Annotated in this window: 13 protein-coding genes; 11 read left to right on the forward strand and 2 right to left on the reverse strand. The window is 64.3% G+C overall.

Going from position 1 to position 14,643, the window contains the following annotated elements; all coding sequences use genetic code 11:
* Positions 1 to 80: 80 nt before the first annotated feature.
* Both HV773_RS00040 and HV773_RS00045 read left to right on the forward strand, forming a co-directional pair.
* A complete protein-coding gene (locus tag HV773_RS00040; RefSeq protein WP_129561183.1) occupies positions 81 to 1,442 on the forward strand; it encodes a GntT/GntP/DsdX family permease in 1,362 nt (453 codons plus the stop codon).
* Between the two features lie 18 nt (positions 1,443 to 1,460).
* Positions 1,461 to 1,964 (forward strand): gluconokinase, encoded by a 504-nt coding sequence (locus tag HV773_RS00045; protein ID WP_129561184.1) that lies wholly within the window; start codon positions 1,461 to 1,463, stop codon positions 1,962 to 1,964.
* 100 nt (positions 1,965 to 2,064) lie between these two features.
* Here the strand turns inward: HV773_RS00045 and purB are convergent, their stop codons facing one another.
* The gene (gene purB / locus HV773_RS00050) at positions 2,065 to 3,453 is read right to left on the reverse strand and encodes an adenylosuccinate lyase (RefSeq protein WP_129561185.1); all 1,389 of its coding nucleotides are present in this window, start codon (positions 3,451 to 3,453) and stop codon (positions 2,065 to 2,067) included.
* A 206-nt stretch (positions 3,454 to 3,659) separates the two neighbouring features.
* Here purB and HV773_RS00055 point away from each other — a divergent pair, with 206 nt between their 5' ends.
* The 7 genes from HV773_RS00055 (at position 3,660) to HV773_RS00085 (ending at position 11,293) form a co-directional block, all read left to right on the forward strand.
* Entirely contained in the window at positions 3,660 to 5,480 is a 1,821-nt protein-coding gene (locus HV773_RS00055) for a tetratricopeptide repeat protein (protein WP_129561186.1), read from the forward strand.
* Positions 5,481 to 5,544: 64 nt separating this feature from the next.
* The gene (locus tag HV773_RS00060; RefSeq protein ID WP_129561187.1) at positions 5,545 to 6,495 is read left to right on the forward strand and encodes a LysR substrate-binding domain-containing protein; all 951 of its coding nucleotides are present in this window, start codon (positions 5,545 to 5,547) and stop codon (positions 6,493 to 6,495) included.
* A gap of 159 nt (positions 6,496 to 6,654) precedes the next feature.
* The gene (locus HV773_RS00065; RefSeq protein WP_129561188.1) at positions 6,655 to 7,953 is read left to right on the forward strand and encodes a Glu/Leu/Phe/Val family dehydrogenase; all 1,299 of its coding nucleotides are present in this window, start codon (positions 6,655 to 6,657) and stop codon (positions 7,951 to 7,953) included.
* A 226-nt stretch (positions 7,954 to 8,179) separates the two neighbouring features.
* Entirely contained in the window at positions 8,180 to 9,073 is an 894-nt protein-coding gene (locus HV773_RS00070) for a glutamate/aspartate ABC transporter substrate-binding protein (protein ID WP_129561189.1), read from the forward strand.
* 80 nt (positions 9,074 to 9,153) lie between these two features.
* Complete coding sequence (locus tag HV773_RS00075; RefSeq protein ID WP_129561190.1) at positions 9,154 to 9,894, forward strand: amino acid ABC transporter permease; 741 nt, start codon at positions 9,154 to 9,156, stop codon at positions 9,892 to 9,894.
* Complete coding sequence (gene gltK, locus HV773_RS00080; protein ID WP_129561191.1) at positions 9,894 to 10,571, forward strand: glutamate/aspartate ABC transporter permease GltK; 678 nt, start codon at positions 9,894 to 9,896, stop codon at positions 10,569 to 10,571. The genes HV773_RS00075 and gltK overlap by 1 nt, the downstream gene beginning before the upstream one ends.
* Positions 10,568 to 11,293, forward strand: a complete 726-nt coding sequence (locus HV773_RS00085) for an amino acid ABC transporter ATP-binding protein (protein ID WP_129561192.1) — start codon at positions 10,568 to 10,570, stop codon at positions 11,291 to 11,293. The genes gltK and HV773_RS00085 overlap by 4 nt, the downstream gene beginning before the upstream one ends.
* 85 nt (positions 11,294 to 11,378) lie before the next feature.
* Here HV773_RS00085 and HV773_RS00090 read toward each other — a convergent pair whose 3' ends face one another.
* Positions 11,379 to 12,290: a class II glutamine amidotransferase gene (locus HV773_RS00090; RefSeq protein WP_129561193.1), complete on the reverse strand. Its 912-nt coding sequence runs from the start codon at positions 12,288 to 12,290 to the stop codon at positions 11,379 to 11,381.
* Between the two features lie 332 nt (positions 12,291 to 12,622).
* Here HV773_RS00090 and pyrC point away from each other — a divergent pair, with 332 nt between their 5' ends.
* Both pyrC and HV773_RS00100 read left to right on the forward strand, forming a co-directional pair.
* Positions 12,623 to 13,678 carry a dihydroorotase gene (pyrC, locus tag HV773_RS00095; RefSeq protein WP_129561194.1) on the forward strand — a complete coding sequence of 352 codons (1,056 nt, stop codon included), beginning with the start codon at positions 12,623 to 12,625 and terminating at the stop codon, positions 13,676 to 13,678.
* A gap of 38 nt (positions 13,679 to 13,716) precedes the next feature.
* Positions 13,717 to 14,589, forward strand: a complete 873-nt coding sequence (locus HV773_RS00100) for a DUF3025 domain-containing protein (RefSeq protein ID WP_129563269.1) — start codon at positions 13,717 to 13,719, stop codon at positions 14,587 to 14,589.
* Positions 14,590 to 14,643: the final 54 nt, after the last annotated feature.

Genomic DNA, 14,643 nt, shown 5'->3' on the forward strand with positions numbered 1-14,643 from the left:
AGCCGAGCCCTTCCGTGCAGCGCGATGACGTGCTCGCGCAGCCACGGAAGAAAAAAGACAACTAACAGGAGAAGAGCCTCATGGGAGTGGCCCACGGCAGTAATCTGCTGATTTACGCGGTCGTCGCGATCGCTGCGCTGATCTTCATGATCACGCGCTGGAAGGTTTATCCGTTCCTTGTCCTGATCATCGTTTCGTTGCTGCTCGGCCTGGCTGCCGGCATGCCGATGGATACGATCGTCAAATCGTTCGAAACCGGCAACGGCAATACGCTCGGCCACATCGCCATCGTGGTGGGTCTCGGCACCATGCTCGGCAAGATGATGGCGGAATCGGGCGGCGCCGAGCGCGTCGCCACGACGCTGATCCGCTGGTTTGGCGAGAAAAACATCCACTGGGCGATGATGTTCGTCGCGATCATCGTCGGCTTGCCGGTGTTCTTCGAAGTCGGCTTCGTGCTGCTGATTCCGATCGCGTTCAACGTCGCCAAGCGCACGGGCAAATCGCTGCTGCTGGTCGGCTTGCCGATGGTGGCGGGCCTTTCCGTCGTGCACGGCCTGATTCCGCCGCACCCGGCCGCGCTGCTCGCGGTACAGGCGTATCACGCCGATATCGGCAAGACCATCGCCTACGGCCTGATCGTCGGGATTCCGACCGCGATCGTCGCCGGCCCGCTGTTCGCGCTGCTCATTCACCGCACGGTCAAGCTGCCCGAGAACAATCCGCTCGCGGACCAGTTCATCGGCGAAATGAAGATCAAGGACGATCACGAGCTGCCCAGCTTCGGCATCACGCTCTTCACGATCCTGCTGCCCGTGCTCCTGATGCTGATCGGCAGCTGGGCCGACCTCGTGTTCACGCCCAAGACCTTGCCGAACAGCCTGCTGCACTTTGTCGGCACCTCGGACGTCGCGCTGCTGATCGCCGTGCTGGTCAGCTTCTGGACCTTTGGCGCGCAACGCGGCTTCAACCGCGCGCAGATCCAGAAGTTCTGCGGCGACTGCCTCGCGCCGATCGCGGGCATCACGCTCATCGTGGGCGCGGGCGGCGGCTTCGGCCGCGTGCTGATGGACGGCGGCATCTCGAAGGAGATCGTCGCGGTGGCGCAATCGGCGCATCTTTCGCCGCTGCTGTTCGGCTGGTTCGTGGCGGCGCTGATCCGTCTCGCGACCGGCTCGGCTACCGTCGCCATGACGACGGCCTGCGGCATCGTCGCGCCGGTTGCGGCCGCGAGCGGCGCGGCTGTGAGCCCCGAACTGCTGGTGCTCGCGACGGGCTCCGGCTCGCTGATCTTTTCGCACGTCAACGACGGCGGCTTCTGGCTGATCAAGGAATATTTCGGCATGACGGTCGGTCAGACCTTCAAGACCTGGTCGCTGTGCGAGACCATCATTTCGCTGATGGGCCTCGGGCTGACGTTTGTGCTGGCGAGCGTGGTGTAAAGAGAAGAGGGCGCGGCAATGATTCTGATCGCGATGGGCGTGTCGGGCTCGGGCAAGACCCGCATTGGCGAGTTGCTGGCCGAGCGCCTGCACTGCAGCTTCACCGACGGCGACGCGTTCCATAGCGAAGCCAACAAGAAGAAGATGCACGACGGCATCCCGCTCACCGACGACGACCGCTGGCCGTGGCTGCGCACGATTCGCGCGGCCATCGAGGAAAAGCAGCGCGCGCACGAGACGGCCGTGTTCACGTGTTCGTCGCTCAAGCGTTCGTATCGCGACATCCTGCGCGGCAGCGACCGCGACGTGCGGTTCGTGTACCTGAAGGGCAGCTTCGAGGTACTGCACGATCGCCTCGCGTCGCGCACGGGTCACTTCTTCGATCCGTCCTTGCTGCAAAGCCAGCTCGACACGCTCGAAGCGCCGGGCCCTGACGAGGCGATCGAGGTGAGCATCGAGCACACGCCCGAGCAGATCGTCGATGAGGTGATCAAGCAGATGGAGACGCGCCGCACGAGTTGATCGCTTCGTGTGGACGTAAAAAAGGCGCTTCGTTCATTGTGAACGAAGCGCCTTTTTTGTTGCCGGCGCGGAAAAACCGCGCCGCCGCAACGCAATCCGCTTACGAAATGCGCTTGGCCAGTTCCGCGGCCTTGCCGACGTACGAAGCCGGCGTCATCGCCATCAGACGCTGCTTCGCGTCTTCCGGAATCGCCAGGCCGCTCACGAAGGTCTGCAGCGCTTCGCGCGTGATGCCCTTGCCGCGCGTGAGCTCCTTCAACTGCTCATACGGGTTTTCGATGCCGTAGCGGCGCATGACCGTCTGCACCGGCTCGGCCAGCACTTCCCACGTGGCGTCGAGGTCTTCATTCAGGCGCTGCGGGTTCACTTCGAGCTTGTCCAGACCGCGGATCAGCGAGTCGTACGCGAGCAGCGAGTAGCCGAACGCGACGCCGATGTTGCGCAGCACCGTCGAGTCGGTGAGGTCGCGCTGCCAGCGCGAGACCGGGAGCTTGTCCGCGAGGTGGCGCAGCGTGGCGTTGGCGAGGCCGAGGTTGCCTTCCGAGTTCTCGAAGTCGATCGGGTTGACCTTGTGCGGCATCGTCGACGAGCCGATCTCGCCGGCCTTGGTCTTCTGCTTGAAGTAGCCGACCGAGATGTAACCCCACACGTCGCGGTCGAGGTCGAGCAGGATCGTGTTGGCGCGCGCGATCGCGTCGAACAGTTCCGCCATGTAGTCGTGCGGCTCGATCTGGATCGTGTACGGGTTGAAGGTGAGCTTCAGGCGCTTTTCGACGACGTCCTTCGAGAACGCTTCCCAGTCGAATTCCGGATACGCCGAGAGATGCGCGTTGAAGTTGCCCACCGCGCCGTTCATCTTGCCGAGCAGTTCGACCTTCTCGATGCGCTGGATCGCGCGCGAGAGACGCGCCGCGACGTTGGCGACTTCCTTGCCGAGCGTGGTCGGGCTCGCGGGCTGGCCGTGCGTGCGCGAGAGCATCGGCTGGTCGGCCTGCGCGTGCGCGAGCGCGACGAGGCGCTGGTGCACCGAGCGCAGCGCCGGCAGGATCACGTGCTCGCGGGCGCCCGCGAGCATCAGGCCGTGCGAGGTGTTGTTGATGTCTTCCGAGGTGCAGGCGAAGTGGATGAACTCGCTTGCGCGCTCCAATTCCGGCTGGCCCTTCACCGATTCCTTGAGCCAGTACTCGACGGCCTTCACGTCGTGGTTCGTCACGCGCTCGATATCCTTGATGCGCGCGGCGTCGTGGGCCGTGAAGTTCTCGGCGAGCTTGAGCAGGAACTGCTCCGAGGCTTCCGAAAAGCGCGGCACTTCCGCGAAACCGGCTTGCGAGAGCGCGATGAGCCAGTGGATTTCGACGGTCACGCGGTTGCGCATGAAGGCGGCTTCCGACAACCAGTCGCGCAGGGCTTCGGTTTTCGAGGCGTAGCGGCCGTCGAGCGGGGAGAGCGCGTTGAGCGCGAAGAGGGTATCGGGACGAGTATCGGACATGATGGGGACGTAACGTGTGGCGTTACGGTCAGAAAGGAACCGGGGGGAGCCGCATATTTTATCACCACGCTGACAGGGGCCGGAGCGATTCCCCATGTACGGCGCACCAGGGGGCCGTTGGGTGCTATGGGGCGATTGAGATATACGAGACGGATATAGAGTGGCGCGGCTTGCGGCTTCGGTCGCTTTTTTGTTTTTCATCCCGCATGAACCACGATATCTCTCCCGCGCCTCGCCAGGAGATTGCCGCGCTGCTCGAAGCCGGTCTCGCGCACCACCGCGCCGGCCGGCTGGGCGACGCGCAGGCGTTCTACGCGCGCATTCTCGAGTTGCAGCATGACCAGCCCGCCGCGCTGCATTACTTCGGCGTGCTGGCGCTCAATCAAGGCGACCCCGAACACGCCGCGCAACTGATGGATCGCGCGCTGGCGCAAGCGCCCGGCGATGCCGAGTTGCTGGCCAATCGCGGCGTGGTCGCGGTGCGGCTGGGCGATCACGCGGCGGCTGCCGCGCTGCAGCGCAAGGCCATCGAGATCGCGCCCGATTTCGCGAACGCGCACAACAATCTTGGCAATGCGCTGATGGAGCTCGGCGATCTCGCCTGCGCGGAGCAGCACTACCGGCGGGCTCGCTCGCTCGACCCACACTCGGCGCATTTCGCGTTCAATCTGGGCCGCGCGCTCGAAAAGGCCGGCCGCGCGCCGGAGGCTGTCGCGCAATACCAGGATGCATGCGCGCTCGATTCCGACGATACGCAAACGCTCATGCATCTCGGCAAGCTCCAGCGCGCGGCCACGCAGCACGCGCAGGCCGCAGCCTGCTTCGAGCGGATCGTTCAGCTCGAGCCGGAGAACGCCATCGCGCACTTCGAGCTCGGTTACGTCTACGACGCAATGCATCGCTACGAGGAAGCGATTCCTCACTATCGGCGCGCTGCGGCGCTCAAGCCCGACGCGGCGGGCGCCGTGAACAATCTTGCCTTTGCGCTCACGGCGCTCGCGCGCTACGACGAGGCCGAGGGGAACTATCGCCGCGCGCTCGAAATGAGTCCGGGCTTGCCGGAGCCGCAGTTCCAGCTCGGCATGCTGATGCTGCGGCGCGGTGAATACGACGGCGGCTGGCCGCTCTTCGAGCACCGCAAGACCACGACGACCGGCAAGCCCAACTACCGCAAGCTGCCGTGCGCCGAATGGCAGGGCGAGCCGCTCGCGGGCAAGCGTATTCTGATCGCGCGCGAGCAGGGCGTGGGCGACCAGATCCAGTTCGTGCGCTATGCGGGGCTGCTGGCGAAAATGGGCGCGCAGGTCGATGCGTGGGTCGCTCCGGAGCTGGCCTCGCTCGTCGCGACGGTGCCGGGCGTGGCCCGCGTGCTCGATGCCGCGCCAGGCGACGAAGCGATCAGCGAGCGCTATGACTACTGGTGCGATGTGATGAGCCTGCCGCTGAAGTTTCCCGGCAGGCCGATCCATGCGCCCGTGCCCTACATGCACGCCGATGCCACGCAGGCCGCCGCCTGGCGAGCGCGCGTGGACGCGCTCGCGGGCATAGCATCGCGACGCATCGGGCTGGTCTGGGCCGGCAACCCGCAGCACCTGTTCGACACGTTCCGCTCGGTGCCGCTCACGGCCTTGCTGCCGCTCGCCGCACTCGAGGGCAACGCGTGGTTTGCGATCCAGAAGGGGCCCGGCGCCGCGCAGATCGCCGACATAGCCGGGCGTTGGACGCTCCATGCTGTCGGCGACGATCTCCACGATTTCGCAAGCACCGCCGCGCTCATCGAAAGCCTCGATCTCGTGATTACCGTCGATACCTCGGTCGCGCATCTCGCGGGCGCGCTCGGCAAGCCGGTGTGGGTGCTGCTCGCTGCGCAGCCCGACTGGCGCTGGGGCATGGGGCGCGTCGATTCGGTCTGGTATCCGTCGGCACGGCTGTTCCGGCAATCCACGCTCGGCGCATGGGGCAGCGTGGTGGCCGGGTTGCAGGCAGCGTTCGCGGCCGAACAGGCGGCCGCTGCCGCATCGGGCTGAAAGCGGCCCATGCGGGCGCGAGCGGGCCTAGAATGCGGACTTCTCATCCGCACTCTGGCTTCGCATGGAACTCAAATGGCTCGAAGATTTCGTTTCGCTGGCGGAAACGCATAGCTTTAGCCGCTCGGCCGAGTTGCGGCACGTGACGCAGCCGGCATTCTCGCGCCGCATCCAGGCGCTTGAAGCGTGGCTTGGCACCGAACTGATCGATCGTTCGGTCTATCCCACGCGGCTGACCTCCGCGGGCCAGGTGTTCTACGAGCAGGCGCTCGCAATGCTCTCGCAGTTTCACGAAGCGCGCACTGTGCTGCGCGGCCATACCGCCACGCCTGCCGCGACGATCGAATTCGCGGTGCCGCACACGCTCTCGCTCACGTATTTTCCGCGCTGGCTCCAGCGCATCGAAGCGAAGCTTGGCCGGATCCACACGCGCCTGCGCGCGCTGAACGTGCACGACGCGGTGCTCTCGCTCGTGGAGGGCGGCTGCGATCTCGTGATGGGCTATCACCATCCGAGCCATCCGGTGACGCTCGACCCGGCGCGCTACGACACGCTCACACTTGGCATCGAACCCATCAGCCCATACTCGGCGCCGCAACGCGCGGGCCGTGCGCGCTACACGCTGCCTGGCACGGCCGATGCGCCCTCGCCGTACCTCTCCTATACGCCGAACGCCTATCTGGGCCGCATGACCGAGGTGATCGTCGCCAATGCGCCAACGCGGCTGTATCTGGACCGCGTCTACGAAACCGACATGGCCGAAGGCCTCAAGGCCATGGCGCTCGCGGGTCACGGCATCGCATTCCTGCCGCATAGCGCGGTGGAGGACGCCGTCGCGCAAGGCAAGCTGATCCGGCTCGATCGCGGCACGCGCGGCGTGCCCGAGGGCCAGTTCACGCTCGACATGGAGATTCGTCTCTACCGCGACAAGCTAGCTTCGCAGGGCAACGACGCACGCGAGACGCTCGTGCGCGCGCTGTGGGACGTCGTGAGCGACGAGGTCGCCCGCAACTGAACGAAACAGAGCACAAACAGAGCACAAACCGAGCGCGACACATTCTTTCGACTTTGAAAACGTTATGCACGAAAAGCATAATGGGATGATCAAACGGCATTGGATTTCGCGTGGGTGTTTTCTGACAATGGCTCCACTTCTTCGATAGCTGGAGCGTACATGTCTTCCCAATCGCAGTCTGCAGTGTCTTCGGTTCCGTCTTATCTTCACGCGGACGATCTTGGTCCGTGGGGCAACTATCTTCGCCAGGTCGATCGCGTCGCGCCGTATCTCGGCTCGCTGTCGCGCTGGCTCGAAACGCTCAAGCGCCCGAAGCGCATCCTGATCGTAGACTGCCCGATCGAACTCGATAACGGCACCGTTGCGCACTTCGAAGGCTATCGCGTGCAGCACAACGTTTCGCGTGGTCCCGGCAAGGGCGGCGTGCGTTATCACCAGGACGTTACGCTCTCCGAAGTGATGGCGCTGTCCGCATGGATGTCGGTCAAGAACGCAGCAGTGAACGTGCCGTACGGCGGTGCGAAGGGCGGCATCCGCGTCGACCCGCGCACGCTTTCGCGTGGCGAGCTCGAGCGCGTGACGCGCCGCTACACCAGCGAGATCGGCATCATCATCGGACCGAACACCGACATTCCCGCGCCGGACGTGAACACGAACGAGCAGATCATGGCGTGGATGATGGACACGTACTCGATGAACCAGGGCCAGACGGCCACGGGCGTCGTGACGGGCAAGCCCATTTCGCTGGGCGGCTCGCTGGGCCGCCGCGAGGCAACCGGCCGCGGCGTGTTCGTCGTGGGCTGCGAAGCGGCGCGCCGCAAGGGCATGTCGATCGAAGGCGCACGCATTGCCGTGCAGGGCTTCGGCAACGTGGGCGGCATCGCCGCGCGTCTGTTCCAGGAAGCGGGCGCTAAGGTCGTGGCCGTGCAGGATCACACCGGTTCGATCTACAAATCGACCGGTATGGACTCAGCAGCGCTGCTCGAGCACGTGGCCAAGACCGGCGGCGTGGCGGGCTTCGCCGGCGCGGACATGCTCAGCAACGAAGAATTCTGGACCATCGAAACCGATATCCTGATTCCGGCCGCGCTGGAAAACCAGATCACCGAGCACAACGCAGGCAAGATCCGCACGAAGATCATCGTGGAAGGCGCGAACGGCCCGACCACGACGGCCGCCGACGACATCCTGCACGACAAGGGCGTCCTCATCATTCCGGACGTGGTGGCGAACGCGGGTGGCGTGACCGTTTCGTACTTCGAATGGGTGCAGGACTTCTCGAGCTTCTTCTGGACCGAGTCCGAGATCAACGAGCGTCTCGAGCGCGTGATGCGCGAAGCGTTCACGGCGGTCTGGCAGGTGGCGAGCGAGCAGGGCGTGTCGATGCGTACGGCGGCGTTCATCGTTGCATGTAAGCGCATCCTGATGGCGCGCGAAATGCGCGGCCTGTACCCCTGATCGAAGCGCGAACGCAAAGCGCAACGCATCGGCGCAGTGCCTCCGGCAGCGGTAAAAATTACGTTTTGAATCGTTGCTGAAAGAAGGCAGGCGGCTCCCACAAAGGGCCGCCTGTTTTTGCATTTGGCGGTGTATAAAACACTCATGCAGCGCCAGGGTCCACCTTAATGCTTTCAATAAAATTACTTTGTTACACTGGCGGCGGTTCTTGCCAAGGAGATCAAGGATGAAAATCAAAAAGGCCGCGCTCGTTCTCGCCACCCTCGGTTTTGTTGCCGCGAGCGCGCATGCGCAGGACTCGGGCACGCTCAAGAAAATCAAGGACACGGGCGTCATCTCGCTGGGTCACCGCGAATCGTCGATTCCGTTTTCGTACTATGACGACAAGCAGAACGTGGTCGGCTACTCGCAGGACTTCGCGATGAAGATCGTCGAGGCGGTGAAGCAGAAGCTGAACATGCCGAACCTCAAGGTCAAGATGGTGCCGATCACCTCGCAGAACCGCATTCCGCTCGTGCAGAACGGCACGATCGACATTGAGTGCGGCTCCACGACCAATAACGCCGAACGCCAGCAGCAGGCTGCCTTCACGAACACGATTTTCGTGATCGGCACGCGCCTCATGACGAAGAAGGATTCGGGCATCAAGGATTTCGCCGACCTCAAGGGCAAGACCGTCGTGACGACGGCGGGCACGACGTCCGAGCGCCTCCTGCGCAAGATGAACCAGGACAAGAGCCTCGGCATGAACATCATCAGCGCGAAGGACCATGGCGAGTCGTTCATGACGCTCTCCACGGGCCGCGCGGTGGCGTTCATGATGGACGACGCACTGCTCGCGGGCGAGCGCGCGAAGTCGAACAATCCGGGCGATTTCGTGATCGTCGGCACGCCGCAATCGCATGAGGCCTACGGCTGCATGATGCGCAAGAACGACCCCGAGTTCAAGAAGGTCGCCGACGACGCCATCGCGAAGGTCGAGACCTCGGGACAAGCCGACGCGATCTACAAGAAGTGGTTCGAATCGCCGATTCCGCCGAAGGGTCTCAACCTGAACTTCCCGGAAAGCGACGACATGAAGGCGCTCTTCAAGAGCCCGAACGACAAGGCAATCGACTGATCTGGGCGCAAGCCTGATCGGCGTGTAAAACAGAACGGAAGAAGCCGCGCTTCTTCCGTTCTTTTTGTTGGAGGCTCTTCATGTCCTACCATTGGAACTGGGGCATATTGCTCAGCCCCGTCTCGACGGGCGAACCCACCACCTATCTCGGCTGGATCATCTCGGGCCTTTGGGTGACGGTGTCGGTGTCGCTCTGCGCGTGGGTGATCGCGCTCGTCGTCGGGTCGTTCTTCGGGGTGCTGCGCACGGTGCCGAACAAGTATGCCGCTGCCGCGGGCACCATTTATGTTGCGATCTTCCGCAACATCCCGCTCATCGCGCAGTTCTTCATCTGGTACTTCGTGCTGCCGGAAATCTTGCCTGCGTCGCTTGGCAACGCGTTCAAGCAACTGCCGCCCGGTGTGCAGTTCTTCTCCGCGTCGGTCATTTGTCTCGGGCTCTTCACCGCAGCGCGCGTGTGCGAACAGGTGCGCTCGGGCATTAACGCGCTGCCGCGCGGCCAGCGCGCCGCCGGCCTCGCGATGGGTTTCACGCAGTGGCAGACGTATCGCTACGTCTTGCTGCCGGTGGCTTACCGCATCATCGTGCCGCCGCTCACCTCCGAGTTTCTCAACATCTTCAAGAACTCGGCGGTTGCGTCCACCATCGGCCTGCTCGATCTTTCTGCGCAGGCGCGCCAACTCGTCGACTACACCGCGCAAAGCTATGAGTCGTTCATCTCGGTCACGCTCGCTTACGTGCTGATCAACCTGATCGTCATGTCGCTGATGCGCTGGGTCGAGGCGAAGTCCAAGCTGCCCGGCTATATCGGAGGCAAGTGATGCATCATTTCGACTGGAGCGGTATTCCGGGCGCGCTGCCTACGTTATGGACCGGCGCCATCGTCACCTTCAAGATCACGGTTTGCGCGATCGTCGTGGGGATTGTGTGGGGCACGCTGATCGCGCTGATGCGCTTGTCCGGCGTGAAGCTGCTCGCCTGGTTCGCTCAGGGCTACGTCACGGTGTTCCGCTCGATTCCGCTCGTGATGGTCCTGCTGTGGTTCTTCCTGATCGTGCCGCAGTTGCTGCAGAATCTGCTCGGCCTCTCGCCCGATATCGACATTCGCCTGGCTTCCGCGATGATCGCGTTCTCGCTGTTCGAGGCCGCGTATTATTCGGAGATCATTCGCGCCGGTATTCAGGCGGTGCCGCGCGGGCAGGTGAATGCCTCGTTCGCGCTCGGCATGCGCTACGGCCAGGCGATGCACTACGTGGTGCTGCCGCAGGCGTTCCGCGCGATGGTGCCGCTGCTGCTCACGCAGGCCATCGTGCTGTTTCAGGACACCTCGCTGGTGTACGTGATCAGCCTCGCCGACTTCTTCCGAACCGCGACCAATATCGGCGATCGTGACGGAACGATGGTCGAGATGGTACTGTTCGCGGGCGCATGCTATTTCGTGATCTGCGTGATCGCGTCGACCCTTGTGAAAGGTCTTCAGAAAAAGGTCGCAAGATGATTTCAATTAAGAACGTTTCGAAGTGGTACGGCCCGTTCCAGGTGCTGACCGACTGCACGACGGAAGTGAAGAAGGGCGAGGTGGTGGTGGTGTGCGGGCCGTCGGGCTCGGGCAAATCCACGCTCATCAAGACCGTCAACGGGCTCGAGCCGTTCCAGCAGGGCGAGATCCTCGTGAACGGCCAGTCGGTGGGTGACAAGCGCACCAATCTCTCGAAGCTGCGCGCGAAAGTGGGCATGGTGTTCCAGCACTTCGAGTTGTTCCCGCACCTGTCGATTACCGAGAACCTCACGCTCGCGCAGATCAAGGTGCTCGGCCGCGGCAAGGACGAGGCGATGCAGAAGGGCCTGAAGCTGCTCGACCGCGTGGGCCTGCGCGCGCATGCGGATAAATACCCGGGCCAGCTTTCGGGCGGTCAGCAGCAGCGCGTGGCGATCGCGCGCGCGCTGTCGATGGACCCCATCGCGATGCTGTTCGACGAGCCCACCTCGGCGCTCGACCCCGAGATGATCAACGAGGTGCTCGACGTGATGGTCGAGCTCGCGCAGGAAGGCATGACCATGATGTGCGTGACGCACGAAATGGGCTTCGCCAAGAAGGTCGCGCACCGCGTGATCTTCATGGACAAGGGGCTCATCGTTGAGGACGACCGCAAGGAAGACTTCTTCGCGAATCCGAAATCGGATCGCGCGAAGGACTTTCTCGCGAAGATCCTGCACTGAGCGTTTCGCGCCGCGAGGCATAAAAAAACCGCGCGGGCCTTCGGGCCTTGCGCGGTTTTTTCGTTCGGGCGTTAGCGCTGCGTCGTCATTCGCCCCAGGTCTGCAAGGCCGCGGCGGCTTGCGGATCCACCGCACCCAGCGGGGCGGCCACGCGCGATGCGCTCGCCGAGGCGTCCATCGACGGATTCTTGAGCTTGTCGAGTACCTTTTGCGGTACCGGTACGCTCCTGCGCGCGACGACATCGCCGTGCTGGAACATCAGCAGGTCGCCGGGGGCGAAGCGCGTCCAGACTTCGTTGTCGGTGAGCGGCGCGGTGGCGATTACCGACACGCGGTCTTCAGGCGTGGTGTATTTCGCGAAGTCGATCGAGACATCGGCGTCGACCAGATGCGCGGTGGAAAACGGCCAGCTGCGCACGAGGTAGTACAGATGCGTCGAGCAATGCGCGAACAGCGCCTGGCCGTTCGACAGCAGGAAGTTGAACACGCCGAACTGGGTAATCTCGCGCGTGAGCGATTCCAGTGTCGCGAACAGTTCGTCGAGCGGCGGCTGAGATCCTGGAAACGCCTTGCGCAGACCTTCCAGCAGCGTGCAGAAAGCCCGCTCGCTATCGGTGGTGCCGACCGGCTGATAGACGCCCGTCATGACCGGATTGAAGTCCTGCAGGTCGCCGTTGTGCGCGAAGATCCAGTGGCGGCCCCAGAGCTCGCGCTGGAACGGATGGCTGTTCTCGAGCGACGTATGTCCCTGGGTGGCCTTGCGGATGTGTGCGATGGTGTTGCGCGACTTGATCGGGTAGCGCTTGACCATTTCGGCGATGGGCGAGCGCGCCGATGCCTCGTGATCGATGAACAGGCGGCAGGCCTTGTCCTCGAAGAACGCGATGCCCCAGCCGTCGGCATGGTGGTCGGTGGCGCCGCCGCGCGCCGCGAATCCTGTGAAGGAGAACGTGACGTCCGTTGGCGCGGCGCAGTTCATTCCGAGAAGTTGGCACATGATGCTTATGGTACGTACGTAACGCAGGTACGGGGTGCGGGAGCGCTCGCGTGCTCCCCGTGAAGGGCGACCCGGTACAATGATGATTTTCCAAGCATATCACCGGGCTGCGGCGCGCCAATACGAATATTTGTCGGATGCATTCCCGGCGCTCGCGTAAGCGCGCCGGCGCGGCATCCGCGCGTGATGGCCGCGTGCAGTTTGCCGTGCGGACTGTCGTGTGCGCGCGACGGCGCGCCTGGCGTCCAACGCTTCGCCGCGTTGCAGCCCCGTGTCTTGCACCCTGATTTCGCAGTCCGATCATCAGTGGCGCACCGCGCCTCACACTAGCCATGAACGCTCCTACACCCACGACTCTTACGCTCGCCCGCCCCGACGACTGGCACCTGCACGTGCGCGACGGCGCGATGCTTGCAGCGGTGCTGCCGCATACGGCGCGCCAGTTCGGCCGCGCGATCATCATGCCGAACCTGAAGCCCCCGGTCACGACGACCGCGCAGGCGGCGGCCTACCGCGAGCGCATTCTCGCGGCGCTGCCCGCGGGCGCGAAGTTCGAGCCGCTGATGACGCTCTATCTGACCGACAACACCCCGCCCGAGGAAATCCGCCTCGCGAAGGCGAGCGGCTTCGTGCATGGCGTGAAGCTGTACCCGGCGGGCGCGACCACCAATTCGGATGCCGGCGTGACCGACATCCGCAAATGCGCGCCGACCCTCGAGGCGATGCAGGAAGTGGGCATGCCGCTGCTGGTGCACGGTGAAGTGACGAGCGCCGACATCGATCTGTTCGACCGCGAGAAGGTTTTCATCGACCGCGTGATGACGCCGCTGCGCCGCGATTTTCCGGCGCTGAAGGTGGTGTTTGAGCACATCACGACCAAGGACGCCGTCGATTACATTCGCGCGGACCACGCCGCGCCTGGCCTGCTGGGCGCGACGATCACGGCTCACCATCTGCTGTACAACCGCAACGCGCTGTTCCAGGGCGGCATTCGTCCGCATTACTTCTGCCTGCCGGTGCTCAAGCGCGAGACGCATCGTGTGGCGCTCGTCGAGGCGGCCACCTCGGGCGACGCGCGCTTTTTCCTCGGCACCGATAGTGCGCCGCACCCGAAGGGTCTGAAGGAACACGCGTGCGGTTGCGCAGGCTGCTATACGGCGCTGCACGCGCTCGAACTCTATGCCGAGGCGTTCGATAACGCTGGCGCGCTCGACAAGCTCGAGGGCTTTGCGAGCTTTTTCGGCGCTGACTTTTACGGCCTGCCGCGCAGCGCGGAAACCGTCACGCTGCGCCGCGAATCGTGGACGCTGCCTGCGGAAATCAGCGTCGGCGATGCGCCGGTCGTGCCGCTGCGCGGCGGCGAGACGATCGGCTGGAAGTTGATTTGAGCGTAGCGACGCCCGGCGTAGCGACGCCCGGCGTGGCGATGCCGGGCGCAGCGCGCCGGACTTTGCCCGAGGGGAGTTTCGCCGACATCGACTGGGCGCGTCCGTGGTTCGCCCAGCACGAGGCGCGCGGCCGGCGCTGGCAGCAGGCCGCGCTGGCGGGCTATCCGCGCTATCTCGATGAGCTGAACGCCGATGCGCGCGCCGCGCAACAGTTCACGGGCCGCGGCCAGCCGCTCGCCTTCATCGCGCAGGACGATCTGCCCGAGGGCGCCGCCTACGAGGCCCACATTGCCGCAACGGGTTGCGTGCCTACGCGCCACAATCTCCACGACTTCTTCAACGCGCTAGCCTGGTTTGCGTTCCCGCGCATCAAAGCGGCGCTCAATGCGCGCCAGGCGGCGGCGATCGACGTGCTGGGCGTGGGGCCCACGCGCGGCGGCGTGCGCGACGCGCTGACGTTGTTCGACGAGAACGCGGTGCTGTTCGCGAGCGCCGATCCCGCGCTCACGCAGGCGTTGCGCGGCTTCGACTGGCGTGCGTTGTTCGTCGACGGGCACGTTGCATGGGAAACGGCAGAGGCCATGACCACCGGGGCACACGCTCCACCGCGCTGCGAAGTCCACGTATTCGGTCATGCGTTGCTGGAGAAGCTGATCGTGCCCTATGCGGCGTGCACGGCGCACGCCTGGGTGATCGACGTTCCGCCGGCGTACTTCGCGTGGCCGCGCGCGCAGCGGAACGCGTATCTGGACGAAACGGTGAGCGTGACGCTCGCCGCCGATACGCATCTGAACGGGCGCAGCTTCTCGCCGCTGCCGGTGCTGGGCATTCCCGGCTGGTGGGCGCCGAACGAAGACCCGTCGTTCTACGACGACACTACCGTCTTTCGCCCGGGCCGGCGCGCACGCTGAGCGCCTCACGTCAGACGCCCGGCGCGTTCAGCGCGATGGGCCCACCCGTGCTAA

The sequence above is a fragment of the Paraburkholderia caffeinitolerans genome, from assembly GCF_902859945.1.
Taxonomy (GTDB): domain Bacteria; phylum Pseudomonadota; class Gammaproteobacteria; order Burkholderiales; family Burkholderiaceae; genus Paraburkholderia; species Paraburkholderia caffeinitolerans.

Coding starts and splice junctions, on each gene's coding strand:
- HV773_RS00040 (WP_129561183.1), top strand. CDS start 81: ATGGGAGTGGCCCACGGCAGTAATCTGCTGATTTACGCGGTCGTCGCG.
- HV773_RS00045 (WP_129561184.1), top strand. CDS start 1,461: ATGATTCTGATCGCGATGGGCGTGTCGGGCTCGGGCAAGACCCGCATT.
- purB (WP_129561185.1), bottom strand. CDS start 3,453: ATGTCCGATACTCGTCCCGATACCCTCTTCGCGCTCAACGCGCTCTCC.
- HV773_RS00055 (WP_129561186.1), top strand. CDS start 3,660: ATGAACCACGATATCTCTCCCGCGCCTCGCCAGGAGATTGCCGCGCTG.
- HV773_RS00060 (WP_129561187.1), top strand. CDS start 5,545: ATGGAACTCAAATGGCTCGAAGATTTCGTTTCGCTGGCGGAAACGCAT.
- HV773_RS00065 (WP_129561188.1), top strand. CDS start 6,655: ATGTCTTCCCAATCGCAGTCTGCAGTGTCTTCGGTTCCGTCTTATCTT.
- HV773_RS00070 (WP_129561189.1), top strand. CDS start 8,180: ATGAAAATCAAAAAGGCCGCGCTCGTTCTCGCCACCCTCGGTTTTGTT.
- HV773_RS00075 (WP_129561190.1), top strand. CDS start 9,154: ATGTCCTACCATTGGAACTGGGGCATATTGCTCAGCCCCGTCTCGACG.
- gltK (WP_129561191.1), top strand. CDS start 9,894: ATGCATCATTTCGACTGGAGCGGTATTCCGGGCGCGCTGCCTACGTTA.
- HV773_RS00085 (WP_129561192.1), top strand. CDS start 10,568: ATGATTTCAATTAAGAACGTTTCGAAGTGGTACGGCCCGTTCCAGGTG.
- HV773_RS00090 (WP_129561193.1), bottom strand. CDS start 12,290: ATGTGCCAACTTCTCGGAATGAACTGCGCCGCGCCAACGGACGTCACG.
- pyrC (WP_129561194.1), top strand. CDS start 12,623: ATGAACGCTCCTACACCCACGACTCTTACGCTCGCCCGCCCCGACGAC.
- HV773_RS00100 (WP_129563269.1), top strand. CDS start 13,717: ATGCCGGGCGCAGCGCGCCGGACTTTGCCCGAGGGGAGTTTCGCCGAC.